This is a genomic window from Shewanella sp. 10N.286.51.B7 (genome assembly GCF_002873615.1).
Classification (GTDB): Bacteria; Pseudomonadota; Gammaproteobacteria; order Enterobacterales; family Shewanellaceae; genus Shewanella; species Shewanella electrodiphila.
Genome location: NZ_MCUF01000043.1, coordinates 1 through 26593, shown reverse-complemented (window position 1 = coordinate 26593; position 26593 = coordinate 1). Strand labels below are relative to the sequence as shown.

Sequence of the window (26593 nt, the reverse complement as noted above, 5' to 3'; positions counted from 1 at the left end):
TAGTGGCCCCTAGTGGTTATGGATATCAAAACCTGCTTTCGCAAGTTCAGAAGCTAAAAGAAAAGCGCCACTCACCACCACTCTACTGTTGGCAGCAATCCCCGTTACCATATTCATCCCACGTTGGCTTTCAACTACCTCAACTTCCATCGCTTCAAAACCATCAGCATCTTGTATAAACACCTGCCAATGCCCATCAGATCCTCGTGTTAAAGCGGCATCAGGTAATATCACTCCACCGCTCAATGCACTTGGTAAGTACAACTCAGCAAATTGACCTGCATGTAATCTATATTTGCTGTTATCAATGCTTACGAGCACTTGTTCAGTTCGGGTAACCAAATCAAGTTCATGTGAGCGGCCAATAATAGTGCCCTCAATAGATAAACCATCGACTTTAACTAAAGCTTTATCGCCTCTGCTAATCCCCTCCGCTTGGTGTGCTGACAACTGAGCCTGAACCCACAAGTGTGATTCATCGGTAAGCTGCATTAACGGTGTTCCACCAGCGGATACCTGACCTAACATGGCAATATCCTGCTGCACACGGCCATTAATTGGTGCTAATAATTGATATCTGCCAATGGATTCTGGCTGGCTAACTAAAGCGTTAATTTGCGCGCGAGTCATTTTCAGCGCTTCAAGATTCGCTCGGGTGAGCTCTGCTTGTACTTGCGCCTCTAAACGTTGGCTTTCACTCACCGTGTTTTGGCTCATACGCTTAATCCTGTCCCACTCAGCTGCAGCGTTTATATAGTCTGCTTGCGCTTGCGCCACTGCCGCGCCACCTAAGGTCAATAACACTTGCCCTTGTTTCACTAATTGACCCGGCACCACATGTCGCTTTAATACTCTGACATCGAGTTGTGGGGCTAATGTCATGGTGCGATCGCGATCAACGATTAATGTGGCTGTAGCTACATCATCTAAATTAAATGTGCTGCTGGATAAATTGACGACTTCGATACCTGCGAGCTGTTGCTGCTGCGTAGTTAATACTATAGCGTCGCTATGTTGTTTATTGGGTTGTTCATTGGGTTCTGTAATAAGTTCTTTGTTAGGTTCTTTGTTAATTCCTTTATTAAGTTCTTTGCTAAGTAGTTCGCTTCTTTTACTGCCAGGTTTATAACTAGAAATAGGCTTATCGACCACTGAATCGGTCTGGGAATTTTTTTCTATTTCATTGTGGGCATGTCCATGCTCCGCTGCATCAGCCTGAGCAGCCCACGCCGTGTTTGCTACAGCTAACGATGTCATTAGGGCTAAAGAAATAATCGCTAGTCTAATTTGAGTTAGTGTTAAAAGTTGAGTCTTCATAGTGTTACCTTTCGAGTTGCTACCCGCAGGCAATGTTGCTGTTACAACCACTGCAATATTGCGAATAACGACGGAATACTTTTATTGAAAAATGATTGGGGGAATTGCTTCGCATCCACTTAATTTTTGGAGCTTAATTTTGAAGCTTAATTTTGAAAGTAATGTTGAATAAAATCCCGCAACTACTGGACCTTGGAACGCTAGGAACTCGGTCACTAGCCGCTTTAGCAGAGGAAGTCATTGCACAGAAATGTACAATCAGCGCTGAGGAAAAAATCGATTTTTTCATCATTTATTCTCGTTTCGACAAAGGTCAAAACAGTAAAATTAAGTGATGATTAACAAGCAAAACTTGTGGATTCTGTATAAGCAATATTTATGGCGATGAGCCGCTTGCACTAAACGCAATTCAATACTGTTCGCTAGCTAATGCCCGAGCACTAATTAGTGCCAAGCACAACTGAAAGTATTAATGCGCAAGCATGCACAGCAATATCATCGGCAAAAAAGCCAAACAAGTTTTAAAATTTGCAGAGTTAATCAGTTATAGAGTTAACTGATTACGCAATGGGAGGGCGGTAACTTAGGCGAGCGTCAGGTGGAATATAAGCTTGAATAAAGGTATGGGGCGACTCAGAAATAATGGCCGCAGGCAGTAAATGAGCAACGACATCAATCGTTGCACTATAGCCACCATGGCACTGACAATCTAAACACAATTCATAGCTCTGAGTATCAGAAGATACTATGTGTTCGTGGCGTTCAATGTTTGAATGGGTATTAAATAAGTGGGCTAAATCATCGCCCTTATCACAGCTATCAGCAGGCGCTGAAAAAACGAGGTGTGAATGGTTTACTTGCTCATTTTCACTTTCACCAAGATGTAATTGATGCTCACCTAAGTTAGTGCTGATAAATTGCAGCAACATAACGGCGACCATTAATTTAGCAAATTGTCTAAACGTGGAAAGTGACAAGTAAAAACCTTTTATTCATAACAATAACGAGCTGAAATAAGTAACTAAAATAAGTACTAAAATAAGCAACTAAAATAAATAAAAATGAGCTAACTAGTGTCAGCTAGCTCTCATTAAATATGACCTAGAGTTTAGCTAAAAGTTCTCAATCGACTAGTGAAAAATCTTAAAATATTAATCTAAATCACAATTAAAGTATCAAATTAATTCATTGAATCTAATTGCATTTGTAACTCTTTAGTTATTTCAGTCGTTCTAAAGTCAATATACATTGCTTCTCTCGAACTTGGGTCTATTGTAGCACCTGCTGCTGTTAACAGTTTTTCAAATAGTGCCTCCGTGTTTTCCATTTCAACCAGTGCACAAAGCTGCTTTTGATTATCAAGTCGCGCAAAAGCAATTTCTTTTGTTTTTGCTCCAGTCAAACTTTGTTCAGCGACTTGATTACTGACTCCATAGAAAGAAGATTGAGTTTGCACCTCCAGCCCTTGCTGGATTTGGCTATTCTTAGTTTGATCCATTACCTTAGCTCGAATTTGAATCTGCGTTGCTAAATCAGCTCTTGCATTGGCTATTGCTTGGCCTCTAGCCGCTGACATATTGCCTCCCCATAGCACACAACTTGATGACGCTAACCCAGTTTCACTGGTGGGCATCAACACCCAACTAGGGATTGAGTCGTTGGAATCTAAAGGCATCGATTCTGTTTGAGCCGTACTGTTACAGGCACACAAGAACGTAATTAGTCCGATTATAAATATAAATTTATTCATCATTAATATCCTTATTTGAAAGGTTCCATTGTTGAGTTTGCACTTGGTATCGAGTCACTAATTTACTGACTTTAATCAAGTATTTTTGTGTCTCAGAGTAAGGCAATTCATTAATTAGTGTTTGATACACTTCTTGTGGAGCTAATAGATTTATTTTCTGTACTGCAGGTACTAACTTCATACTTCTGTCGCTATTAAACACCTTAGCGACATTTCCTGCCCCCGTATTATAAGCTGCAGTGATACAATATTGACGGCTAAGTGGATGTTCGATACCCGATAAATATTGAGTGGTTAGAAGTTGTAAATAACTTGCTCCATAAATGATATTTTTCTCGGGTTCAATCAGTATTTCACGCGTGGGCTGTGACTCATAGAGTACTTTATTAGCCACATCTAACCCTGCTGTATGAGGCACAATTTGCATTAAACCAAATGCGGGAATATGTGATTCGGCATCAGATATAAATGAAGATTCCGCTTGAGAAATAGCTAATAACAAGGATAAATTTATATCTGTAGCAGTTGATTGTTCTATATAGAAAGGAATATATTTTTGTACTTGAAAATATTCGAATTTGTCTGGTAATTGAATAACTTGTTCTTGAATATTTTTATAGCTTGGATTGTTTAACTTATTTTGTTCAAATTGCTGTTCAGCCTTAATTGACCGTGTATTGGTAGTTTCTATAATACTGGCTTTATCTGATTGTGAGTTTTCAATACCAACTTGCGCTAAGGACTGTTCTTTATGAGCGATTATTTGTTTATTAACCACACGCTTCGCTTCCGCTTCTGTAGGCTGTTCCACTAAGTCCACAGAATCTGTAGTCAGGAGACGTGCTCCGCTATTTTCAGAGGCCATATCAAGATTATCGATTATTAACTTTGTGTTGGGATCGTTTGATAAACTTTGATATACCGCATTAGGTTCGACTTTCTCGTCAGTAAGGTGTTCAATCTTAACAGTTCTAGTAACGGCATTTATCTTAATTCTAGTTTGAAGGTCCTCAGTGTAAATAACCTCTTCTTCAATAGACGTTTGATCTGGTACTACCCAATCTTGCATTATTTGCTGACGGTATTGATCAAACTCATCTAATTTTTGCTGTCGATAAGCCTCAAACTCGGTATTTTTTTGTATTTGAAATTGTTCAAATTTATTATTTTTGTTGTTTAAATACTCCTGAAACTTACTATTAGCCACTCCATCATTAGCAACAAAAAATATCACTATAAAATATAAAATACGCATCACTTCATCCTTTGAAATAGGTATTAAATTCTTGTCTTGTTAATAAAGCATCCGCAATCGTTTCAGGCTCAAGAGCTGTAACCGCATAAAAACTGGCCTTTTGTAATAACAGTTGGCCCACTAACGCCTCTATTTCATCCGATTTATCTAACATAGATGCTTGCTCTAATTGAGATAAAAGTGTTTTTGTATCTTGGTATTGCTGTCCGTATTCAGTAAAACCAGAAGTTATATTTAAGTTCATACCTTTGGAGCCTAAATTACGATAAGTCATAAAATAAACAAGATTATGATGGTCAAAAAAGAAACTATTGTTTTGCTTTGAAATAGACCCTATGTCATCTTGAGTCAAATTAAAGTCTGTAAATGGAACATCTGGTGAGAAAGCGGATAACACTATACTGCCATGAACTAAACTGTGAACAACTAGCCCTTCAACCCGCTGCTGGCGACTAATGACAGTCATTAAGTATTTATCTTGTTTGTAATATCGATATTGAAGTGTTTGATCCACTGAAGAAATTTTAATGACTTGTGGTACACCTATTTTAGCTTCCACAAAAGGTAAATAGTTACCTACGTTGATACCATTTAATTTTTGCTCTTCTACCCTGTCAGTAAAGTGGGTAATGAAACCTTGATAACCTTCTGTTAATAGCTTCTTTGTTCCATTCCAATTGCCTAGTCCCATTAAAACAAGCGACGAATAAATGATAAATCGCGATAGATTAGCCCAAAAGCCTTTTACTTTTGGTTCAGTTTCAATACTGGAACCTGTAGCAACTTTTGACACTCCTTGCATGAATTTACTCATAAGGAAGGCGCTCTAATTTTGCTTCATTCATAAGATCAACATGGAACAAATCGATACTATCAGCCATAGCTAATTCAAACAGTTCAATTGCCGACTTTCCTCCAAAGGTAACCCCCTTCCCTTTGTAAGTTTTATGCCAAATAGAGCGGTTTTCATGGAGAACCTTTATCGTTAAATAATTGATGGCTGCATCAGCTTTGAGTAGCTCAACTTGATTGTCTATCAAATATGTTATTTCACACTTTTTAGCAGTATTGAACATCATGCCTTGCTGTACTAATTCTTCACTTAATAAGCTTTTTATCTGTTCGCTTTGTTCACCGGATGCCTTAATGCAAGTATTATGCGCAATAAGCTTCTGTTTAAATTGATGTTCCAACTCCGCTTTACCTGCCTGCAAATCTTGTTGAGAAACTTTTATGCCTGAATACACGATACAATTTTGAGGATCAACCCAGCGATCAAATATTGTGGCTCCTTTCAATACTTGCTGACTTTTTTGTAACGCAATGGCTTGATATTTACTTTTTGCAATGGAGTTATGAACAGATATGGCAGTCCTTTCTTCGCTAATGACATGAGTATTAATCAATTTGGATAATGACACTCGCGCAGCTTCATCTGCACGCTTTTCGTCTTGGCTTTTTATCCCGCTACATTGATAGGCACCTGATGCTAACGATATTAAGTCGTTACTTTTTTGACTTACCACCCAAGTAGGCTCTGCCTTGAGTGGCATGTAATATTGACTACAACTACAAGAAAAAACAGATGAAGTAAAAAAAGCGCAAAGAAGAATACTAAACTTAAAGCATCTAACTAGAATAAGTTGTTGCATTAAGTTGCCCCACTAGCATTTAAAGCTTCAACATTATTAGTATCAACTAATCTTTGTTTAATCCGTTTTTCGCCAGCAATGATTAACTTAAGGGCATCTATATCATTTGTCATTTCTGTAGCATGATGATAAAACGCTTCTGCCATTTCTACATCTGCGCTAAATTCTGCACATACTGCATTGTTATAAGTAATAGCAATAGAGGAAGCATATTCACTTTGAGATTTTTTGAACATTAGACATGCATTTTCGTATAGCTGCTCTTCAGCAAATTCGACCCCCATTTTGAACAAATCTTGTGCTTTTTCGGATACTTTACTACTGACACTTTCCATAAGTTCTACATCCGTCGTAGCAAAAAATGGGGCCACATCAGCCCTCAGTTCAGTAGATATCTTTGCTAAAGCCTCTGATGTTAATTTCTCATCAGATAAATTGGCTTCATTATCATCATTGCAATAATTATGTTCGGCTACCTGACGATACTTCTTAGACAAAATAATCCTGCCCGTTTCAACAGATATAGCTTTGGGGTCTAAATTTGCAACGACTTCCTTCTTAGAGCAAGAAACGGAATATGTTCGGTACTTATCACACTTATACCAATTATCTCCTTGCTTGATACACTCTTGTCGCTCTTCTTTATAATTTGTATTTATTGTATTAATGGAAAGCTTGCCACTTAACAATGTATCAGCGCCGGTTAACTTTCCTAACTTCACTCGGGTCGCAGAGTCAGTCAGTATGCCATCATGCATTTTTTGTTCATCAATTATGGCTTCAATCGCTGAGCGCTCAACAAGTGTAAAATACGGAGAATTGTTCAGTTTGATACTGGCCAAGTTAGCCTCAAGTAAACTTGAAGCTTCAAGTTCTCTTTTATCATAAACAACTGCAATTCGATGCATATTTTGGCTACTAGGCTCCCTTGCTGGTTTAAGGTATGAAACAGGTATAGTTAGAGAGTTTTCTGATGAATTTAATAACGTTGTTAGATCAGGAATTTTGATATCTGTCATTTTACAGCCTGTAATAAGCAGTAAAAAAATAATAATTGAGGCGAGTAGGGTGTTAAGTTTCATAGTCAATTCCATAACCAATTTAACGATCCGTGTTTGGACACATAAAGCTATCGTTTATTATTTGTACAGAATTAATTTTTGTTCAATTCACTTAAATTAGCATCACACAAAGGGATGAAAGACATCTGAAAAAAGTATTTTTTCGATATTAAAATGACACTAAAGTTATACTTTAAAGGTAAAAAAATACGCTAAACTAAGTACACTGATAGTCTAGCGTTTTAATCTTAAAATACGCAATGCTTAGCGTAATCAGCGGCTTCATTAGCAGTCCAATCACCACTTGGTTTATCTTGCATTTGTTTACACCAAGCTTCACTCCCCACTTCAGGTGCACAAGCACTAAGGCCTAATATCAAAGCTGCAGCTGCGAAAATAACAGTTAATTTGGTGGCTAAGTGGGTTACTTTTTTATTCAACATTGTCTAATACTTCCTTGAAATAACATGATTAAAACGGATTAAATTGGCATCACAGTCTTTATTGTTGAAGCCAAGCAATTGCCTGTTGTTTTTGTTCTAGCGGATACCAAGTGACTTCGCCTTGCATAAATGGGCCAAGTAAATTGACCGCATTGCCCACCCAGTCTGGTCCGCCAACAAAGACTAATGCATCAAAGTGCGGTAATTGTACTTTATCACCACCCGATAACGAGCTAACGTCCCAACCTTCAAGTAGCACATCGGCTTCAATGTATAAACGTACTTTACCGCTATCTTCTCGATATTGAGTGATTAACGGCTGCAAGTGTGTTTGGTAATCTTCGGTAGATAAACGGCCACTGACAAATAAACTGATAACACCTTCGGCGATATCTGGGATTTGGCACAACATAAAGCAACTCCAACGGTATTGCGGCTGGCTGACAATATTAATTCATCAACGACAGCCTATATTCTTGCTGATAGTAACAAATCTTATCAGCAGTACTATAGAAAAGTTTGTTAAACTCTCCACACTAATGCGCTAAAAATAGTTAAGTTAACCCTAAAAATGATAAATATTACCAACCGCGTCAGCATTGAAGACAATGAAATTGAATGGCAATTTATCCGTTCAAGTGGTGCGGGCGGGCAGCATATTAATAAAGTCTCTACTGCGGCACAGATTATTTTTGATATCAGACAGTCTTCATTACCGGAGTTTTATCAGCAAAAGCTGTTGGCAAAAGCTGATCACCGCATAACCAAGAGCGGAAAAATCATCATCAAATGTCAGCAAAGTCGCAGCCAAGACTTTAATCGTCAGCTCGCATTAGAGCAGTTTATTGAATTGGTGAAAGGCGTCGGCATTGTGCAAAAGGCACGTATTCCAACAAAGGCAACCAAGGGAAGCCAACGCCGCAGGGTCGACTCGAAAAAGAAACGTGGTGCAACCAAAGCATTACGAAGCGGAAAGTCAGATTATTAGCAAAGATTTTAATCATTTATAATGATGAAAATAATTCCCCGTTTGGCATTCATTAACGTGATAAATTACACTGACATAAGATACATTAGCTCATGTATTAATAGTGACTCACTAACTTAGCAAGGAACCTCAATGACGACTCAAGCCAAAATTTTATTAGTGAATGGCCCTAATCTAAATTTATTAGGTCGTCGTGAACCGGGTTTATACGGCAGTGATAATTTAGACACACTAGTGGCAAATGCTAAGTTTCAAGCTACAGCAGCGGGTATCGAGTTTGATCATATTCAGTCCAATGCTGAATTTGAATTAATCAACGCCATTCATGCAACTGATGCTCAGTTTATTGTGATTAACCCTGCCGCGTTTACCCACACAAGTGTCGCATTACGTGATGCACTATTAGGAGTGAATATTCCCTTCATTGAAGTCCATATTTCCAATGTGCATGCCCGTGAGCCATTTAGACACCACTCTTACCTTTCAGATAAAGCTGTTGGGGTGATATGCGGATTAGGCATTCAAGGCTATGAGTTTGCAATGCAAGCAGCGATTAAGCATTTATCATCAGCTGAGTAACTTCAGCCAATACCCGTCGATAAAGTAAACTTTCATGAGTAAATTAAAAGCAGATATCAGCATTATCCAGTCAGGCATCTTCAGCCAATGGGATTCAGACAGTGATGAGTTACCCCGCTTTTTGAAAGCGACCGTCCATGTGCCTGCTGAACTGGATATGGAGTTTGGCTTTGTTACTCGAATTAAAAAAGCTAAAAACCAAGTACTAAAATATTGTATTTACCATCCTGATATTCCTGATGCCGATGGCAATGTCCGCCCACCATTTGATGGTGAAGTGTATATCAAAGAAAACGATTGGAAGTTTTACTTGGGCGACTGTATTTGGTCACCCGTGAGTAATAAAGTGGGTAATTGGCGAATGACATTAGAACTGAATGGAAAAGTCATTGCCGATAAAACCTTTAAGGTCCATAACGTTTAAAGCTACAGCACCTCTTCATTTCGGCTGATTACAGCACAATTTCGGCCTTGGCCTTTAGCTTGATATAGAGCAACATCGGCCATGGTTTTATAATGTAGCCAGCCTTTTACAAGTTCATTAGCAGCCACTGGCATTGTCGCACCAATTGAAATACTCACAGATAACTCTAATTCGGCAATTTTCATTGGCTGTTCAGCAATCACGTTATTAAATCGCTTAAGCACCTGTGGTTGTAGTTCGGCTGATTCTAACGCCAGTAACACCATAAACTCTTCGCCACCCCAACGAGCTAAAATATCTTTGCCTCTAATGCAGCTTTGCAACCTTTCAGCGCAGGTTTTCAGCACTTCATCACCCACTTCATGACCATAGGTATCGTTCACATTTTTAAACTTGTCACAATCAAGCATCAAGACGCTGTAATAACTCACCTGAGATCTTATCGCCTTATGTTCGACAAAGTTTTCAAGATAACGGCGATTATGCAGACCCGTTAACGGATCTTTATTTGATTGCATGAATAAATTTTTGTTAGTGGAACTTAAGTGCTTAATTCGCTTTTCATGAGTCACATAACGATGAATCAAAAACACTAAGCCGATAAAAGAAATACCCAATACCAGCATCCACAGCTTCTCTTGCAAACCTTTCTTTTCTAATGTGGCTGCTGCGAGCTCATTCTCTGCGGTTAAAAGGGCAATTTTCTCTTCTTGTAATTGGGTATCAAACTTCATTTGCAGTTCAAATATTTGCTCTTCGCGTTTATCAAATAGCTGCTTTTTCCTTCCTTCGTAATAAGCAATCAAATGGGTGATAGCTTGAGGAAATCGTTCCGTTTGTTGGTATAAATTGGCTAATAACTGATGCACGCTGAGTGAAAAATCTTGATTATTAATTTCAGTAAAACCAGCCAACGCTTGTAGCGCATTAGTTTCAGCGTCTTCAAAATTCTGCTGGTACAAACGTACTTGGCTTAAACCAAACAGGCATTGATTACGCGCTAGTGGGTCGTACATTCCAGCCGACAGTTCAATACACTCCATAACAATAGACTCAGCCTCTAAATAACGCTGCTGATTGATTAAAAGCTCACCTTGAGTCCACAGAGCGTTAACCACTAATTGCGCATTATTTGACTTACGAGCGACCGCTGTACTTTTTTGGCTGAAGTCAGTCGCCGCTTCAATATCATTTACTTGCAGCATGATGTGACTGGCATTGCTGTATAGCACGACTAAATGCTCAAAGCTCGCTGCACCACTGTTGATATATAAATCTGTTGCTAGCTCATTGTATTTTATTGCATTAGGCCAATCTTTAACCCGCGAGTAAACAACTGAAATATTGGAATAAACTTTACTTAAAAAGTTATTGTATTTGATATTGAGTAGTAAGGAGATCGCCTGATGATAATCATTGAGCGAGGCTTCATATTGTAAATCACGAGAATGTAATACGCCCCTAGCATTTAAGGCTCTAGCCCACAGGCGGTGATAATTTAACTGTGAGGCTAATTCAATTGCCTGATCGATTAAGCGTTTCGCTTTATCCCCTTCACCTTGTCTGGCGGCGAGAATACCTTTTAAAGTTAATGCCTCTGCCACGACCCATTGTTGATCAACATCTTGACCGTATTGATACATTGCCTTCGCAATAACTTCAGCTTGTTCAATATCAGTTCGCCCCAAGGTTATATTATGCTTAATGCGATAATAAATGGCTTTGTAATAGGGGTTCTCATCTATAGCACCTTGATTGTTAAGTACCTCTAACTCTGCTTCGACTTTTTCAGGCTCTGCATCTGCTTGATAATAGAGTTCAACCAACTCACGACCTTGCTGACTGTTATAAATAGTCTCTAAAGGATCAAATACCACCTCATCAGCTTTACTATTAACAGCTAAAGTGCAAAACAGTGTGCCAATAAAAAACCTAACCATTAATACTTTTAAAAAAGCAGGATCATTATACGATTTCAACTAAAACCCCTAGAATCTAACCAAGTTGGGATAGATACCTGTAATATTATTCTGATTTTTCACGGTTCAATACACTTAAAACATAAATAATCATGCTAGGTCACTTTATTGATATTTAACCTCTTATTTAGCTTAGTCAGTGATAGACAAATCTACAATTTAGTTTTAATGCGCTTTTACCGACAGATGCGCCCAAGCTTGGTATAATTACGCATTATTCAATTTTCTTGTCACCGAGCATTTTTATGTCACTTCAGTCTTCGTTAACCCAAGCCATTAATCAAAGAGCAGATTTTCTCGCTCAATCCGAAGTCAATCAAACAGATTGCTTTCGCTTATTTCATGGCACTGTAGAAGGCGAAAATGGCCTTAATATTGACCGTTACGGTAACGCTTGGCTTATTCAAACATTTCATCAAACATTAACTGAAGAACAACTAGAACAAATAACCGATTTACTCACAACTCTAACGCCTTTGCCTGTGATCTATAATGATCGTGCTAAAAGAAATTCTCGAATAGAAAACAACTTACAAACTGAACATCATGAGTTTGCTTGCTCAGAACAAGTTATCCAGGAGAATGGAATAAAGTTCACCTCTAAACTTCGCCATGAAGGCCAAGACCCATTATTGTTTCTTGATATGCGTATAGGCAGAGAATATGTACGAGCCAATAGCCAAGATAAAACAGTATTGAACTTGTTTTCGTACACTTGTGGTATTGGTACCGCTGCTGCTATGGGCGGAGCAACTCGGGCTGTTAATGTGGATTTTTCATCTTTTGCCCTTGCAGCAGGTAAGAAAAATGCAGAGCTAAACCATGTATCAGAAGTTTGTGAGTTCATTCAAAGTGATGCGTTTCCTGCCCTAAGGCAGCTAGCAGGACTTAAAGTTGGCGGTCGTCGCGGCCAAAAACTACCAAAGTATCCAAAACTGGCAGCAACTCAATTTGACCTAGTCTTTTTAGACCCACCTCGTTTCGCTAAAAGCCCTTTCGGTACCGTTGATTTAATTAATGATTATCAAGGTTTATTTAAACCTGCCATGTTAGCCACAAAAGACGGCGGTACTATTGTTTGTTGTAATAATGTCGCTAAAGTTGACCGAGAAGCTTGGTTAAATAGCCTAGTACGCTGTGTAGAAAAGCAAGGGCGTCAGGTAAGCGCTATCGAATGGCTTCATTGCCATGAAGACTTCCCTTCATTTGATGATAACCACCCGTTAAAAATCGTGGCGTTAAATATTGATTAGCCATACAGAACATTAAGTTTGCATAAAAGCCAGTTAATGGTTTTTATGCAAATGAAACGCAAAGGTACAACAGCTGTCACTCAACCACTTCTTGCTTTGTAGATTGCTTTAGCCAATTCAACTTGGCTAAATACTTCTGCTGACTCTCGCCCATTGAAGTAAGTGATAACGCTTGTTGAATGTTTTTTTCAGCACTGACATATTTCCCCAAAGCATTCTGCGCTTTCGCCAATTCATAATAAGCTTGATGATAATAAGGGCTGTTATTAATGAACTTTTTAAAATAAGTTTCTGCCGCTGAATAATGTTGTAAAGTTAATGCCTCTATTCCCATCGAATACCAACCGTAGGGGGTATCATTTTCAAGTTGTAGCAATTGCTGAAGAACGGCATCCGCTTCAAGTGCTTTTCCTTGTTCAGACAGGGAGTATTGATAGTTACTCAACAAGCTAAGTGAATTCGATTCAAACTGTAACCCATATTGATAATACGCATCTGCAATTTGGTGTTCGGCAACGCGTCTATGCACTACTGCCATCATATTGATCAATGGTACATACCGAGGAGCCAACGAGAGCCCTTTTTCAAGAAGTGTATAAGCATAGGTTAATTCGCCCGCTAATAAAGCATCAGCTGCAAGGTTACGATAAAACATTGCAATAAATTCATGCTCACTCACCACCCCACCTGTGCGATCATTGCTATCTGGGAAATAGTCAATCACAGTAAATTCACTACCGTTTAAATACACGCCGCCAGCATCGGTTTCATACAAAAATGTTCGAACATGATCAGACGTTACAATAAGGTCATTAGAAATATGCGTTAATAATGGTGCCGAGTGAACGACCTGAAATACAGCTCTTACGTCTAAATGCTTTGCAACTCCATAGGTCAGCATCGCCAATGCCATACAGTTACCCGCGCGCTGCTGCCAAGCTTGAGAAGTGCTGTAATTCAAGCCCTCATAATTAAAGTTGACCATTTTATCTTCAATAAATCGGGAAACTTGATACCTTTTCGACAAGCCGACAATATCGTCACGGGCTATAAATTCATTAAGCTCTTGTTTCTGCTGTGGTAGTAACTCTGACAAACTTTCAATTGAAGGCACTGTTGATGGCGCTTCGGACTTGATGAAATAGCTCGCAGTTTCCGGCATGGGTAATGAAGCCGCTGAGGGTGTTGATGTTGTTGAGCTACAAGCACTCAATAGAGAGCAACTTAGCACCCCAACAGACAATATAAATTTTGAATTAAACTGAGGGCCTAGCAATGGGCTTTTAAGCAATGACTTTATATATAACGGGGTAAATAGCTGTTTTTTGAAATATGAGTTAAACATTTTTTTGTTCGACATCCTTGGCGTAACCTTCCCTTTCTAACGACCACAACTTCACTCATCATTAGATGAGCATTTAATCATTTAGGTTAAGCTAGCATGTTTTCTGCTTACATTTCCAGCATCAACCTCGCCACTAGCATTTACTCTCAAGATAAATTCTTATTATCAACAATATACATGACTCTTCAGATAGCACTGCATATCCGTTTGAGCTGCCAAGTTCCATGAGTATAGTGTGAAGATTTTTAGAGATTCATTAACAAGGATTAATAGTCAAAGTTGGGTAAATTAGAAGCTCAGTAAACAAAAAAGCTACCTAATAGGTAGCTTTACTATACTCTCTCAAACACACTCTAAAACGCGCTTTAAAATCAAAGCTTCACTTTAATTTATGGCAGGGTTACCCGCAGCACTGGTCACGGAGTGTGAACGAGACGAGTTCTCAGTAAAGATCTTGCTTGCAATGGTATCCACATACATCCATTCACTTTTTACCTCATCTTGAGTAAATGTCAGTAATAACAAACCACGATCGTTAATATTGGTATATTTAAGATTAGTAACAAGATCCACCAAAGCCGCTTCAGTTGCTGGAATTTGCTCATCTGGTAAGCCTAAGTAATATTCAAGACCTGGGGATGTCACTGAACTCGTTGCAAACTCAACCCCAACAGTATCCCCTGCTGCATCAGTTAAATCACTTGCCCAAGCATTATGAGTATCGCCTGCGATGACAACCAAGTTATGTCCCATAGACTTAGCTGACGCGAAAATGACTTCACGTTCATAAGCATAACCATCCCATGCATCTAGATTGTATGGAATGGCAGGTAATTGCAGTAACGCTAGTACTTCATCAGTCAGTTCAGCTTGGTTCTGTTGTAAATAGGCTAACTCTTCAGCGGTGAGACTCGGATCGCCAGCTTGTGCTCTTGCTGCTAATTGCGCTAATCCGCCTAAACGAGCAAATTCAGGAATACTCATTTGCAGTGTAGCAATAGCAGCTGGTAGTAACATGCTCCCCATAAGCACTTGTTGCCCTAATACTTGCCATTTTGCCGTTGATTGTAATAGCGAACTTTGCAGCCATAATAATTGCTCTTGACCTAGCATGATGCGTTCAGTATTGGTGACATCAGCCATAAACTGCTGGCTATCAAATGCACCTGTTGCAGGATCTGTGTAAGTGGCATATTCCAATTGTTTATCACGAGCTAACAGACGAGTGTCCAACATATGTAAATCGACTAAATCTCCGAATGCAAAACTACGGTAGATTTCCTCATGATTACCTTCTGTCCATGGTCTAATTGGCAACCACTCAAAGTAAGCTTGCAACGCCGCTTGTTTTCTTGTGTCGAAATCACCTTCGTCATCATTATGATTTTCAGCGCCATCACGCCAAGTATCATTCGCGACTTCATGATCGTCCCAAACGGTAATAAATGCGACAGCAGAATGCAGTTTTTGCAAACTTGTGTCAGTGCGATACTGGCCATAACGAGTACGGTAATCGGCCAATGTAAATAGCTCACCTTCGGGTAGTACTTGTCGGTCATACTCTACGGCTTTTTCACTGGCATATTCACCGCGAGCATATTCGTAAATATAATCCCCAAGATGGATCACAGCATCCAAATCATCTTGCTGAGCAGCTAATTCATATACATTAAAATAACCGGCTGGGTAATTAGCGCATGACATAACAGCAAATTTAGCAGCACTCACAGCGCCTTCAGGTAAGGTGCGACCTTGACCTACAACAGACACTTTATTAGCCGTTTTAAAGCGATAGTAATAAATTGTGCCCGCTTCTAAACCAACGGCATCGACTTTAACAATAAAGTCTTGATCTACAGTCGCTACCATTTGGCCATCTGTCACGACTGAGTCAAAATTTTCATCTGTAGCCACTTCCCATGACACTTTCACTTCGTTATCTTGCGAATTTTCTGGCGTTGCTCTGGTCCATAAAATAATCGCATCGTGAGTAGGATCACCACTTGCTACACCATGAAGAAAGTCTGCATTAACGCTCTTTTCATCGTCATCATCAAAAACGCACCCCATTAAGCCACATGAGACAACCACAGCCCCAACACCTTTTGAAGACATCGCCAAAAAATCACGTCTCGTCACTGACAACTTCATACCTATTCCTTTATTTATAATTGTTACTGATACGATTACGATTAGAGCATCTAATCTAATTGGATTATTGTGAGAGAATTTTGTGACACCAACATGATCAAAGTGTGACGAATAGAGTTCGTTACTCGGTGAGCTTTATAGCACTTTTAAACAGCAAAAAAAAAGCTACCCGAAGGTAGCTTTTTAGAGTCGAAAAACTGAAATTAATCTTCAGTTGTCAAATTAAGACTGTTGACTTCAATACCTAAACTGTAAGAAATATAGCCTTCTTGAGTTTCAGGGATCTGGTCTGTTCTATCTGTGATAACCACTTTAGATAAACGACAACCTTGGTAAAACTCTGGAGCGAAGTTGTATTCAAAAATATCACTGGTTTGAACTTCATAAGGGTTTTCTGGATCCGCAGAGTAGTGTTGGTTCGCTAATAGTGTGCGACCATTTTGGCTTTCGTCCTCACAGCCTATTAGCTTAATACCGATAACCCCTTTCTCAGCGTAAGTTAAATACGTTTGATCATTTGCAGTAAATTCATTGAATTTAAGAGTTTTACCAGCAATAGGGCAAGCAGCATTGATACCGTTCTGTCTCATGGTTAACTTAAGCTTACCCGCTTGACCTAGCGTTAAAAACTTATCATTAGCAGTACTAAAAACATTCGAAACGGTAGAACGATCAGGGTTCGTACTTACTTTTTCCCCTTGAATCCACTCTATGTTAGCAGCTGTCAAATCACAGCCGATAGATTGAGGGTCGACATCCCCAACTAAACAACGTTTTAACGCTCGCGTGTGGGCAGCATAATAAGCCGAACATTCCAGCTCGCGTTCATTATCAGCTGTTTTAAAAGCTTGAACTCCGCGGATTAAAATACCGTAACTATCAGGAAAGCCACTATCACGTAGAATTAGCGGTGTATAAAAGCGATCAGCAGTAAATGTTATCCAGGCTTTCTTAAAGCCCTGATCTAATGACTCGCCTTCAACTGCATCAATAGAGAGTTTATGCTTTTCAGAACCGACTCGAACAATCAAATCGCGAAATGCTTGCTCTTCATTGCGGGCACCAAGTCTTTCATAATCATAATCGCGCTTTTGATATTTAACTGAAATAGCGTATTCAGCACCTGGTACAGTAGGTACATATGTACGCATTCTGACTGTACCTAGCTTTTGTTCATTATTACATGCATGCGTATCAAGTTCTGCTGCGTAACCTTCACCATCAATGCCGTAAGTAGTGGCATAACCCACTTCCATACGCGCGTCACAAGCTTGATTACGGAGCTGTTTGATAGCAGCTCGGCGCTCATCACCGTCCAATGACTTTACGTTTTCCCATTCAGCAGGAAACATTTTCTTCAGTGTTTTTCGAGTCCACTGCACGTCAAAGTACATTTTACCATCTTCAGAATAAAGCGCTTTCAATTCGCGTTTAAGTGAATTGGGGTTTTCCTCTTGTAGTTCTGAAAAGTCGAGGTCATCAATAATCCCCCAAGTACCATTATTAAACTGGTCTTCATAGCCATAAAAGTACTGACCAGCAACAAGCTCTAGATCATTAGCTTGAGCCATAGAAACTGTGGAGCAAGACAGTGCTAACAGCATCCCTAACTTCTTTGTTAATTTCATATAAAATCCTAGTGTTATAAGTTGTACAAACAATCTGCCATCTTTTAACACTCAGTAATGCAGCCCACAGACCTGCCTGTGCTGTCACTTTGCGTCCTCATTTTACAACGAGTTTGCCGTTAGAGTATCTATTACATCCTAAATCTAAGCACATTTTAACATTGACCACATCAGGTTAACAAGTCAAAATATTGACAAACACGAAACCCATAAGTAACTGAAAAACAACTATTTAAATTAAAACAAAAAACTTTTGACTAGTAATTCATATCAAAAATACAACTTAAGAATGACAATAAATTAGCAAGATAAATTACATTTTTATCACTTAAAGTGCGAAGCACCCCTCAAATATCCAAAATAACGACTAAACTATTCTCATTAGTCGTACAAGACGATTGCAAATACATTTTTATAATATAAATTATCTATAAGTATCATTTAGATACGAAAAAATAACACACAAGGATTACAAACATTATGAAGATCAGTGCACGCAACTCGCTCGTTGGAAAAATTCTTTCAATTGAAGAAGGTTCAGTCAACAACGAAGTAGTTATCGAGCTTGCTCAAGGCGTAGAAATCACTTCTGTTGTGACGAAAAAATCTTGTGAGCAACTAGGTTTAGTGGTTGGCGGTAATGCTTACGCGATAATCAAAGCAAGCAATGTGATGGTTGCTGTAGACTAATTCAGCTAAACCGTTAGCTTGATACAAGCGATTTCAATCACTTGTTGAATGATGAGGTTTATCAGAACAAAGTGGAATTCATAACATAATTGGGTTCCACTCTTTAATGCAATAGAAATCAAGAATCTCATTGCGGGATCAGATTTAGCGTACTTTTTGTCACCACTGTAGATTGAATTCACCAGCCAGATCTCTCGGGATTTATCACCCTCAAAAACGCAACAAACTGAACCTAGCAACTTTACATTCACAACTATTACGCTAACATTCCTCTCAATCCCTTTAAGACCATGTTAATTACAGCTTGGATCAGCTGGTTAATCCTTCATTTGGCTTTAATCTCATTATATTTAGCTTCTTCATAATCTATAATCAGCATAACTAATTAATTTGAGTCATATATAAAAGGCATACCATGTGGTGATGCGTTACGGCAGTGCGTAATTGTTTTTTACTGCTACAAAGAGGAGTTTCATGAATACAGTCTACTCAATTGGAGAGCTTGAATCGTTTCTTATCGCGATTTTAGTTTTATTCATCGGCCATAGCGTTAACCGTCACGTTGCCGTTTTCAGAAAATACAATATTCCAGAACCTATTGTAGGTGGCTTGATTATCGCTGGAATCATCACGGTTTTGCATTTTAATAATGTCAGTCTGCAGTTTAGTTTATCGATGCAAAACACCTTGATGCTGATGTTTTTCAGTTCGGTTGGGTTAGCGGCCAGCTATAAGCTGTTACTCAAGGGTGGTAGTAAAGTCTTTTTATTTTTAGGTATTGCTTCTCTCTACATTATTATTCAAAACGGTGTCGGTGTAGGCATGGCCTCAGCACTCGGTTTAGAACCAATAATGGGGCTTATTGCTGGTTCTATTACTCTCTCTGGTGGACATGGAACTGGTGCAGCATGGGCGCAAACATTCCAAGACTCTTACGGCATTAATACGCTTGAATTTGCCATGGCTGCTGCAACTTTCGGTCTTGTTATGGGCGGTATTATTGGCGGACCAGTCGCGCAACGCTTAATTAATAAGAACAACTTAGTGTCATCTTATGGTGTTGGTGGTAATCATCATAAAGATCATCCTGATTTGGTCACCTATGACCAATTAGAAGAAGACAGAGTCACTGCAAAACGTATATTAGAAACCTTGTTTACATTATTGCTTTGTGTTGCAGGTGCTAAGTGGTTTGGCAGCTTTGTACATGAATCAGGGCTCACTTGGCTTAAAATGCCTGACTTTGTGTATGCATTATTCTTAGGTGTTGTTATCACTAACATCACTGAGTTGACCCGTGGATTTAAAATCAATAAAGAAAGTGTTGATATATTAGGCACAGTGTCATTGGCCCTATTTTTATCTATGGCATTGATGAATCTAAAGTTATGGGAAATTTTTGACCTTGCAATCCCATTACTAATCATCTTGCTGACTCAAGGTATTATCCTGGCATTTTTTGCTTATTTCGTGACATTTAGGTTGATGGGTAGCAATTATGATGCCGCGGTAATGGCAGGTGGTCACTGTGGGTTTGGTATGGGAGCAACACCAACCGCTGTAATGAATATGGGTGCATTAGTATCAAGAACAGGCCCTTCTCCACAAGCCTTTATGGTAGTGCCAATTGTAGGCGCGTTCTTTATTGATATTGTTAATGCCATAATCTTGCAAGGCTATTTAAGCGTGATTGGTTAGCCGCCAACTTACAAAGTGAATCGTCGATAATCGTCGATAATCGTCGATATTAGATACAAAAATGCCAGTCATCGACTGGCATTTTTTATTCTCATCTTGAACCATAATGCGTTATTCAAAAGATAACCACGCTTATGCTTCCATCACATATTAATCGTGTGAGTGAGCCTCTTCACCATGCTCTTTACCCGCACAATGACCACATTGATTGATCTCAAAGCCAGTTTCAGTTTCAGTTAAACGGCCGTTGCTGATAAACAAATCAACCAACTGAGAACCCGTCATATCACTAGCACGACATGTGTGAAACTGTGCATTTTCGCCAAACTCTTGCGCCATAAGAGCAAGCCATTGTTGATGTGGCTGTGGCGTATTCTGCGCTTTCATCAACTTAATAACATTACGACCATGAATTGAGTCAGACATTTAACGATTCCTTATATTGAAAAAACCATTTTACGACAAAGCGCACACCCACTCATTGCGATAGCTCATGGTTTAACAATAATTAATCTACAATTTATCTTCGGTAGCAAGATTGGGTATAGTGTAGCGAGAATTTACATGGTGACAGTAGGCAGTGATGGCAAAGAGTATTTCTCAAGAAACCCAAAATGAAGCAATGAAGGTAGCAAAAGCCACTCAAAAGCCTTCGCAAACCAAAGAACAAACCAAGTTAATTGCGCTAGGCATCGAAAAAGGCATTGCTGAATACAAAAAGCAGCAAAAGGCCAAAGCCCGAGGAAGGGACAAACTGCGTAAGCAAAGCCTAAAGCTAAAATCTCAGCAAGAAAATACTGAGCAGGAAGAAAACACTATTGCGCATCCATCAAACGCTAAACTTCCATGGATTTTATTAGTCGCTAGCTGGGTTGGCTTTTTAAGCTACGCCTTATTAAACGGCCAATAGAGCTCAGGTTAAAAGTTAACTTCCTCAATAAAAAAGGCCTCTCACGAGGCCTTTTGTTTAGGTTAGTTTGCTTAACATACCTGGAATCTGTTGCTCTTTACAGGTTAACTTCTGTTCAAGATAAAAAACGTTGAAAGATCAACAGGCCCTAATTACTTAATGAGTTTTACGGCGACGAATTGCCAGTAAACCTAATCCACCTAATGCTAACCAGCCTAAACTACCACCACTTGAAGACTTCTTCTCTTCAGCCACTTGTTCAACTGGGAAGGCGCATGAACCATCATCGGTATTAGCGTTGGCATCATAATTAGTTGCATCTGAGTCAGTACAACCATTTTCAATACCATCAGAGGTAACTGTTAACATAAAGCTTGTTGATGCACTGTCAGATGGATATGCCATATCGTGCACCATCACGGTCACTAATGTTTCACCATGCCAATCTGCATCAGGCGTGATAGTGACAGTATCGCCATCGGCAACCGCAGTGATATTTTCACCTGACACTTGAATACCATTTACAGTCCCTTTTTGGTCAACATAAACCACATCAAGGCTTAAGTCAGTATTCTCAGCAACAGTATGATCACTCAAGCTTGCTAGTTGAATATTACTCGCTGAACTCACCACTTCAGTCACGGTCACTAACTCAGAATCTGAATATTGGCTATTGACTGTTAGTGCGTTATCAACACCGACAGCATTAGCAGATACACGAGCTGAGAAAGTCACTTTCAAACCTGAGCTTTCAGGCCCTTGGTAGTTGGCACACACCAACATACCATCAGACACTTTGTCGTTAACATCATTAAAAGCAAACCCATCGCTCAACCAACCAGTTACAGGGCCAAAGGTGCCACGTTCACCGTAGTAACCGTGAAGACCAATGGAACCAAAGTGGTCATTGCTAGTATGAATGGCTCTGTAGCCAAACATGATTTCATGCTGCCCTGGTGCAAAATCCAATTTAGTAGAGATAATGGTTTCAACATCAAAATACGCTGCAGCATCCGGCGCTCGGTTACCCGTAAAGCGATTATAGATTTCTTCACCACCTTGCCACTGGAATACAAAGTAATCATCAATCACCGCACCATAAACAAGGTTAGCAGTAGCACCAACATCTTCACGGAAGCTTGCTTCAGGCATATAGACATCACCACGCCACAAAGGTGCAACTATTGTGTCAGGGAAGCTCTGGAAGCTATCGTTAAATTCACGATGGAAGTTATAGAAGTCAGGTAACTCATCAAACTTCACATAACCAAATGGTGAAATTTGCAGCAAGTCATGCAACATTTCTTGCTGTGCACCGTACAAAGGTACATGCGGTAAACCACTTTGCGACATCGGAATAGTTAAATACTGGTTAGAGTACCCACTAAGTCCTAAGTCTGTGAAACCATACTGAGTTGGAATATCTACATAGAGTTCGTCATCACCCTGCATTGAAGCTGGCACTCGACAAGTGTTATCAGTTTCATTGGTGGTGAATACATAATGACGCTTAGTATCCAATGATGATGGCTGCAGTGTATCAATAACAATGCTATTACCTTCAACAGTCATGTCATCTGCATAATGCTCAAGACCAGAAACGGTAATCGAATCGCTAAGCAACTGCAACCCAGGTGCAAGCTCTGCATTCAAGTTAAGTGCTCGTTCACCACCTAATAAATTAGGCTCTACAGAGACGGTAAAGTCTACAATATCTCCAGCTTTGGCTTGTGACTGACTGGCTTCAACCATAGTATCGGTACCAATATGCATCAACTTGACAGGTAAATAACCTAGGTTGTCGGCATTATAGCTATCAGAACCTAAACCAACATAGCCGTAGTAAAAATCACCTTCGGCTGCATCAGCAAGGTCATAGTTCAATTGCACATTGAAAGGCTCCATGCCATTGGTAGTCTCAGGTCCTTGAGCAGTTAAATTACCATTATCTTCATCACCAATGATGGCTAATGCAAAAATGATATTATCCGCTAAGTTATCAAAATCCTCATGGTCAAACTTATAGTTTGAACCATAAGCCCAGTATGTACCTGGGGTCGGATTATTGATTGCACAGTAATCGTTGTTATCAACTCTTGAGTAACAAATGGCTTCATCGTACCACTGAATTTCACCATCATTATTCACATCAAGACCAATATCCAATGAAGCATAGGCATTGTAATCAGCTTTAACGACTTCCCAAACGATGCGTTTAGTGCCTTCTGGTACGTCAAAGAAGGTCACCACTTGGCCATCATCCATACGGGCTTGAGCAGTACTATCAAGGGCTCGTACATCAGTACGTTGCATATTTACATCAAATAATTCAGCCTTAACTAAGCCATTTACAGCACTGTTAAAGCTTTGAATCTCATCAGTCATGATCTCAGGAGATAGAATATGGCCTTGCTGGCGATGAATTTGGCCAGAGATATTTTCAGGCATATTTTTGCCACTATAACGAATACTCACAGGCAAATGCTGTATAGGCATTTCTGTGCCTTCTGGAGTAATCGTCACATCACCTAATAAACGTAAAGATGATGAGTCAGCACCTGGCGCTTGCACTTCCAACACTTTAGCTGTCAGTAAAATAGCTTGAGTTTCACCTTTCATTAAGCTGAAGCTTTTAGGTGATACCTCTAACTCCAACATATCGGCACCTTCCATTTCCATAGTCTGTGCATCAACGGTGAAACTGCCATCTTGAGTCGCGGTGAAGGTTCGCATCATGGTGCAAGAACCACTACACGCTTCGTTATAAAAGTATGGAACGTTCAAAGTATTAACGGTGCCACCGTTACGTGGATTTGCAGCACGGTAATTGTCACCTGTTTCATCCAACACTAAGCCTGCTTTATAGGCGCGCGCGACATTAATCACACCACTACCCGCATCGCTAAAACCTGCAGCCTCAATGCCTTCAAATGGATACACTTCAACAGAGCGCGTCATACCTTCAAGACTTGCAGTGGTCATTAGCGCTGATTGAATTTCAGCAGGTGACCAACTAGGTTGAGCTTGCTTTAAAAGTGCCATAGCGCCAGCAACATGTGGCGCAGCCATCGAGGTCCCACTTATCGCGTGGTAATCACTTGGGATACCATTGGCGGAAAACGGCATATCATCAGCCCAAGCAGCATAAACATCGACGCCTGGAGCGGCTAAGTTTGGCGACATAACTTCTGGATTATCGAAATTATGGCCTCTTGAAGAGAAGTCAGCCACCATATCAGCTGTACGTTCTTTAGTAACGACAGTTGAAGCTGTGATCGTTAAATGATGGTCACTACCTTCATTTAACCAATCAGACAAACCATAATAATCATTACTGCTATCGCCATAAAATTCGCCATAGCTTATTTGAATACCAGGAATGGCATAAGGATCGTTGGCTAACGATTCATTAGCAGATGCATTACGTAATATGAAACCACCTGCGCCACCAGTTGCAACATTCACAGCTTTATCGACTCGCGCTATATCACCACGTTTACATACAACAATCGGCGCAACAGCATAAGGCTCACCATCAGGTGAGTTTAAGAAAAAGTCTGCAGGAAAAGGATCATTACATTTTTCATACTCCCAACCATAGTCTGCAGCTAACACGACTGGGCCAGTGTACTCATCGGTAATCCCGCTACCTTCAATGTCCAGAGGCGACTGCTCACCACCAACAAAGTCTGTTAGCATTTTGCCTTCTACACCAAATTCACGTGGGTGGGTGGTTGCCGCAACAGATGTTAACCAAGGTGATAGATGATCAATTGCACCTCTGCGGGCGTTGGCTTCAGTTGGGTCAAACGAGTTACCTGCTGATGCAGATACTGAAATACCTGCTTCACGTGCTGATAAGAATGCCATTTCCATTGGGTCTTCCCATGGGAAAGCACCATATGCTGTACCAATTGAATAGTTAATGACATCCACGCCATCAGCAATGGCATCCTCTAGGCCAGCCAGTAACGCAGAACCTGGACAACCGGTGATGCCGTTTAAGGTGCCATCACCAGGTAAGCACACTTGATACATAATAACGTTGGCATGTGGAGCTACGCCTGATATGCGAGGTAAAATTAAGTCGGTAGGCTGACCATCGCTTTCCACGCCAATTTCAGGCAGAGTGTAAGCTTTATTGAATAGTACATTACCGGCAGCGGTTGAGGCTGTATGCGATCCGTGACCGTTATAATCTTCACCATTTGCAGGTCGAAGTGGGCCGTCTATTTCCCACCAATTTTTATCTGGCTGGAAACTTTCGTCACTATAAGTGTCGGTAATGACATCGTAAGAGCGCACACCAATTAACTTATCATTACACATTGACTCAAATTCAGCCTGCTCACAGTCACCTAAATAACTGTCATATCGAGCTGGAAGTTGATGCATATAACCATCGTCACCTTTTGCGGCAAACGACTCATGATCACTGTTAATTCCAGTGTCTAAAACCCCTACAACAATACCTTGACCAGTAAACTCTTCACCAGTTACTTCACCAGTCCAAAATTTATCGGCACCAATATGCTGTGGGCCGACATCGGTGTGTAGTTCGTACATGATTTCACGCGTAACACTGACAACATTAGGTAACTCAAGCACATGCTCTGCCTGCTCTTGAGTCATTTTTATCGCTAATCCATTAAAAGCAAGTTGGTAATCAGCAACTTGTTTCACTTGTCCGACAGTACTCAAAATAGCGGTCGCCACGTTTTCTTGTTGTTGTTTTAGGTAGCTAACATATGATTTTACATCACTGCTTTTTACATCAAGCTTGTCATGTAATTGTGGACTTAGTGCCGCTGGGATTTTATTGATTCTAGGAGTTGTTGCCTGTAGTCCGGCTACACCACCTTGATAAAGAGAAACGGGTGAATCAACTAATTGAATAATATAAGTCTGCTCACCACTGATATCAGCCTCATAAACAAAATCGACTTTTCGAGTTTGCGAATGCACCGCACGATGCACATTTCGCCCGTTACTATTTCGCTGTTGTGATTGCTCAGGATTAATTCGGTCTTTATTGCGATCTTCATTAAATTTTATAATGGCATCGGTTATCACAATAGGTTTTGCATTAGAACCTGAAGTGGAGTGACTTACACTATCCGCTGAGGCACCAACACCACCAGCATATATGGCCGCAAGGGTCATTATGTGCAATTTATTAAATTTCATTATTATTATTCCATCCTTGTAGATTGCCCAACCTCTTAGTGGGTTAGATAGAACATTGTTAACTTTTATTTAAATCTTGCGCTAATTGATTTTAAGAATAAACCAATAGCCACCTGGAATGGCATTAAATGACAAATTTTAAAAAGTATAAATAGGGCTTAATAAACATACACTTGAAACAAAAATGAAATATTTTTGATATAAAAAAGATAAGAAGTGAACAAAATAAATATGATAACTAATTTACATTCCTACTAAAAAGACAATAAATAGGAACCAAGGA

22 protein-coding genes and 1 riboswitch are annotated in these 26593 nt (G+C 39.8%); of the genes, 7 read left to right on the top strand and 15 right to left on the bottom strand.

Going from position 1 to position 26593, the window contains the following annotated elements; genetic code table 11:
* Nucleotides 1-9 precede the first annotated feature (9 nt).
* From BCU84_RS12770 to BCU84_RS12730, 9 genes are all read right to left on the bottom strand, one after another.
* Nucleotides 10-1317, bottom strand: coding sequence for an efflux RND transporter periplasmic adaptor subunit (locus BCU84_RS12770; protein ID WP_241906429.1), 1308 nt, complete (start codon nt 1315-1317; stop codon nt 10-12).
* A 560-nt stretch (nt 1318-1877) separates the two neighbouring features.
* Nucleotides 1878-2294 carry a hypothetical protein gene (locus tag BCU84_RS12765; RefSeq protein WP_102528470.1) on the bottom strand — a complete coding sequence of 139 codons (417 nt, stop codon included), beginning with the start codon at nt 2292-2294 and terminating at the stop codon, nt 1878-1880.
* Nucleotides 2295-2497: 203 nt separating this feature from the next.
* Nucleotides 2498-3067, bottom strand: coding sequence for an LPP20 family lipoprotein (locus BCU84_RS12760; RefSeq protein ID WP_241906428.1), 570 nt, complete (start codon nt 3065-3067; stop codon nt 2498-2500).
* Nucleotides 3060-4322 carry a transglycosylase SLT domain-containing protein gene (locus BCU84_RS12755; protein WP_102528468.1) on the bottom strand — a complete coding sequence of 421 codons (1263 nt, stop codon included), beginning with the start codon at nt 4320-4322 and terminating at the stop codon, nt 3060-3062. Before BCU84_RS12755 ends, BCU84_RS12760 begins: the two co-directional genes overlap by 8 nt.
* A 4-nt stretch (nt 4323-4326) precedes the next feature.
* A complete protein-coding gene (locus BCU84_RS12750) occupies nt 4327-5136 on the bottom strand; it encodes an ETEC_3214 domain-containing protein (protein WP_102528467.1) in 810 nt (269 codons plus the stop codon).
* Nucleotides 5129-5974: a hypothetical protein gene (locus BCU84_RS12745; protein WP_133146642.1), complete on the bottom strand. Its 846-nt coding sequence runs from the start codon at nt 5972-5974 to the stop codon at nt 5129-5131. The genes BCU84_RS12750 and BCU84_RS12745 overlap by 8 nt, the downstream gene beginning before the upstream one ends.
* Complete coding sequence (locus BCU84_RS12740; protein ID WP_157936222.1) at nt 5974-7056, bottom strand: CsgG/HfaB family protein; 1083 nt, start codon at nt 7054-7056, stop codon at nt 5974-5976. The genes BCU84_RS12745 and BCU84_RS12740 overlap by 1 nt, the downstream gene beginning before the upstream one ends.
* Nucleotides 7057-7283: 227 nt before the next feature.
* Nucleotides 7284-7478, bottom strand: a complete 195-nt coding sequence (locus BCU84_RS12735) for a DUF3012 domain-containing protein (RefSeq protein ID WP_102528464.1) — start codon at nt 7476-7478, stop codon at nt 7284-7286.
* Between the two features lie 58 nt (nt 7479-7536).
* Nucleotides 7537-7890: an STAS/SEC14 domain-containing protein gene (locus BCU84_RS12730; protein WP_102528463.1), complete on the bottom strand. Its 354-nt coding sequence runs from the start codon at nt 7888-7890 to the stop codon at nt 7537-7539.
* A 159-nt stretch (nt 7891-8049) separates the two neighbouring features.
* On the opposite strand from BCU84_RS12730, the gene arfB reads away from it, so the two are divergent.
* From arfB to BCU84_RS12715, 3 genes are all read left to right on the top strand, one after another.
* Nucleotides 8050-8466 carry an alternative ribosome rescue aminoacyl-tRNA hydrolase ArfB gene (gene arfB, locus BCU84_RS12725; protein WP_102528462.1) on the top strand — a complete coding sequence of 139 codons (417 nt, stop codon included), beginning with the start codon at nt 8050-8052 and terminating at the stop codon, nt 8464-8466.
* A gap of 132 nt (nt 8467-8598) precedes the next feature.
* The gene (gene aroQ, locus BCU84_RS12720) at nt 8599-9045 is read left to right on the top strand and encodes a type II 3-dehydroquinate dehydratase (RefSeq protein WP_102528461.1); all 447 of its coding nucleotides are present in this window, start codon (nt 8599-8601) and stop codon (nt 9043-9045) included.
* Between the two features lie 34 nt (nt 9046-9079).
* Complete coding sequence (locus BCU84_RS12715) at nt 9080-9469, top strand: DUF3859 domain-containing protein (RefSeq protein WP_102528460.1); 390 nt, start codon at nt 9080-9082, stop codon at nt 9467-9469.
* A gap of 2 nt (nt 9470-9471) precedes the next feature.
* On the opposite strand, the gene BCU84_RS12710 is transcribed toward BCU84_RS12715, so the two are convergent.
* Nucleotides 9472-11448, bottom strand: coding sequence for a tetratricopeptide repeat-containing diguanylate cyclase (locus BCU84_RS12710; protein ID WP_102528459.1), 1977 nt, complete (start codon nt 11446-11448; stop codon nt 9472-9474).
* 245 nt (nt 11449-11693) lie between these two features.
* Here BCU84_RS12710 and BCU84_RS12705 point away from each other — a divergent pair, with 245 nt between their 5' ends.
* Nucleotides 11694-12701, top strand: a complete 1008-nt coding sequence (locus tag BCU84_RS12705; RefSeq protein ID WP_102528458.1) for a class I SAM-dependent methyltransferase — start codon at nt 11694-11696, stop codon at nt 12699-12701.
* 76 nt (nt 12702-12777) lie between these two features.
* On the opposite strand, the gene BCU84_RS12700 is transcribed toward BCU84_RS12705, so the two are convergent.
* From BCU84_RS12700 to BCU84_RS12690, 3 genes are all read right to left on the bottom strand, one after another.
* The gene (locus BCU84_RS12700; RefSeq protein WP_133146641.1) at nt 12778-13863 is read right to left on the bottom strand and encodes a hypothetical protein; all 1086 of its coding nucleotides are present in this window, start codon (nt 13861-13863) and stop codon (nt 12778-12780) included.
* Between the two features lie 567 nt (nt 13864-14430).
* Complete coding sequence (locus tag BCU84_RS12695; protein ID WP_102528456.1) at nt 14431-16197, bottom strand: alkaline phosphatase D family protein; 1767 nt, start codon at nt 16195-16197, stop codon at nt 14431-14433.
* A gap of 203 nt (nt 16198-16400) precedes the next feature.
* Nucleotides 16401-17825 (bottom strand): hypothetical protein, encoded by a 1425-nt coding sequence (locus BCU84_RS12690; protein WP_102528455.1) that lies wholly within the window; start codon nt 17823-17825, stop codon nt 16401-16403.
* Between the two features lie 50 nt (nt 17826-17875).
* A riboswitch (cyclic di-GMP riboswitch) is annotated at nt 17876-17953 on the bottom strand.
* 352 nt (nt 17954-18305) lie between these two features.
* Between BCU84_RS12690 and BCU84_RS12685 the strand changes: the two genes are divergently transcribed.
* The gene (locus tag BCU84_RS12685) at nt 18306-18515 is read left to right on the top strand and encodes a molybdopterin-binding protein (RefSeq protein WP_102528454.1); all 210 of its coding nucleotides are present in this window, start codon (nt 18306-18308) and stop codon (nt 18513-18515) included.
* A 474-nt stretch (nt 18516-18989) separates the two neighbouring features.
* Nucleotides 18990-20213 carry a sodium/glutamate symporter gene (gltS, locus tag BCU84_RS12680; RefSeq protein ID WP_102528453.1) on the top strand — a complete coding sequence of 408 codons (1224 nt, stop codon included), beginning with the start codon at nt 18990-18992 and terminating at the stop codon, nt 20211-20213.
* 150 nt (nt 20214-20363) lie between these two features.
* Here the strand turns inward: gltS and BCU84_RS12675 are convergent, their stop codons facing one another.
* Complete coding sequence (locus tag BCU84_RS12675) at nt 20364-20639, bottom strand: YecH family protein (protein ID WP_102528452.1); 276 nt, start codon at nt 20637-20639, stop codon at nt 20364-20366.
* Between the two features lie 157 nt (nt 20640-20796).
* Between BCU84_RS12675 and BCU84_RS12670 the strand changes: the two genes are divergently transcribed.
* Nucleotides 20797-21123 (top strand): DUF2956 domain-containing protein, encoded by a 327-nt coding sequence (locus BCU84_RS12670; protein ID WP_102528451.1) that lies wholly within the window; start codon nt 20797-20799, stop codon nt 21121-21123.
* Between the two features lie 156 nt (nt 21124-21279).
* On the opposite strand, the gene BCU84_RS21105 is transcribed toward BCU84_RS12670, so the two are convergent.
* The gene (locus tag BCU84_RS21105; RefSeq protein ID WP_102528450.1) at nt 21280-26310 is read right to left on the bottom strand and encodes a S8 family serine peptidase; all 5031 of its coding nucleotides are present in this window, start codon (nt 26308-26310) and stop codon (nt 21280-21282) included.
* Between the last annotated feature and the right edge of the window lie 283 nt (nt 26311-26593).

Coding starts and splice junctions, on each gene's coding strand:
- BCU84_RS12770 (WP_241906429.1), bottom strand. CDS start 1,317: ATGAAGACTCAACTTTTAACACTAACTCAAATTAGACTAGCGATTATT.
- BCU84_RS12760 (WP_241906428.1), bottom strand. CDS start 3,067: ATGAATAAATTTATATTTATAATCGGACTAATTACGTTCTTGTGTGCC.
- BCU84_RS12755 (WP_102528468.1), bottom strand. CDS start 4,322: ATGCGTATTTTATATTTTATAGTGATATTTTTTGTTGCTAATGATGGA.
- BCU84_RS12750 (WP_102528467.1), bottom strand. CDS start 5,136: ATGAGTAAATTCATGCAAGGAGTGTCAAAAGTTGCTACAGGTTCCAGT.
- BCU84_RS12745 (WP_133146642.1), bottom strand. CDS start 5,974: ATGCAACAACTTATTCTAGTTAGATGCTTTAAGTTTAGTATTCTTCTT.
- BCU84_RS12740 (WP_157936222.1), bottom strand. CDS start 7,056: ATGAAACTTAACACCCTACTCGCCTCAATTATTATTTTTTTACTGCTT.
- BCU84_RS12735 (WP_102528464.1), bottom strand. CDS start 7,478: ATGTTGAATAAAAAAGTAACCCACTTAGCCACCAAATTAACTGTTATT.
- BCU84_RS12730 (WP_102528463.1), bottom strand. CDS start 7,890: ATGTTGTGCCAAATCCCAGATATCGCCGAAGGTGTTATCAGTTTATTT.
- arfB (WP_102528462.1), top strand. CDS start 8,050: ATGATAAATATTACCAACCGCGTCAGCATTGAAGACAATGAAATTGAA.
- aroQ (WP_102528461.1), top strand. CDS start 8,599: ATGACGACTCAAGCCAAAATTTTATTAGTGAATGGCCCTAATCTAAAT.
- BCU84_RS12715 (WP_102528460.1), top strand. CDS start 9,080: ATGAGTAAATTAAAAGCAGATATCAGCATTATCCAGTCAGGCATCTTC.
- BCU84_RS12705 (WP_102528458.1), top strand. CDS start 11,694: ATGTCACTTCAGTCTTCGTTAACCCAAGCCATTAATCAAAGAGCAGAT.
- BCU84_RS12700 (WP_133146641.1), bottom strand. CDS start 13,863: ATGCCGGAAACTGCGAGCTATTTCATCAAGTCCGAAGCGCCATCAACA.
- BCU84_RS12695 (WP_102528456.1), bottom strand. CDS start 16,197: ATGAAGTTGTCAGTGACGAGACGTGATTTTTTGGCGATGTCTTCAAAA.
- BCU84_RS12690 (WP_102528455.1), bottom strand. CDS start 17,825: ATGAAATTAACAAAGAAGTTAGGGATGCTGTTAGCACTGTCTTGCTCC.
- BCU84_RS12685 (WP_102528454.1), top strand. CDS start 18,306: ATGAAGATCAGTGCACGCAACTCGCTCGTTGGAAAAATTCTTTCAATT.
- gltS (WP_102528453.1), top strand. CDS start 18,990: ATGAATACAGTCTACTCAATTGGAGAGCTTGAATCGTTTCTTATCGCG.
- BCU84_RS12675 (WP_102528452.1), bottom strand. CDS start 20,639: ATGTCTGACTCAATTCATGGTCGTAATGTTATTAAGTTGATGAAAGCG.
- BCU84_RS12670 (WP_102528451.1), top strand. CDS start 20,797: ATGGCAAAGAGTATTTCTCAAGAAACCCAAAATGAAGCAATGAAGGTA.
- BCU84_RS21105 (WP_102528450.1), bottom strand. CDS start 26,310: ATGAAATTTAATAAATTGCACATAATGACCCTTGCGGCCATATATGCT.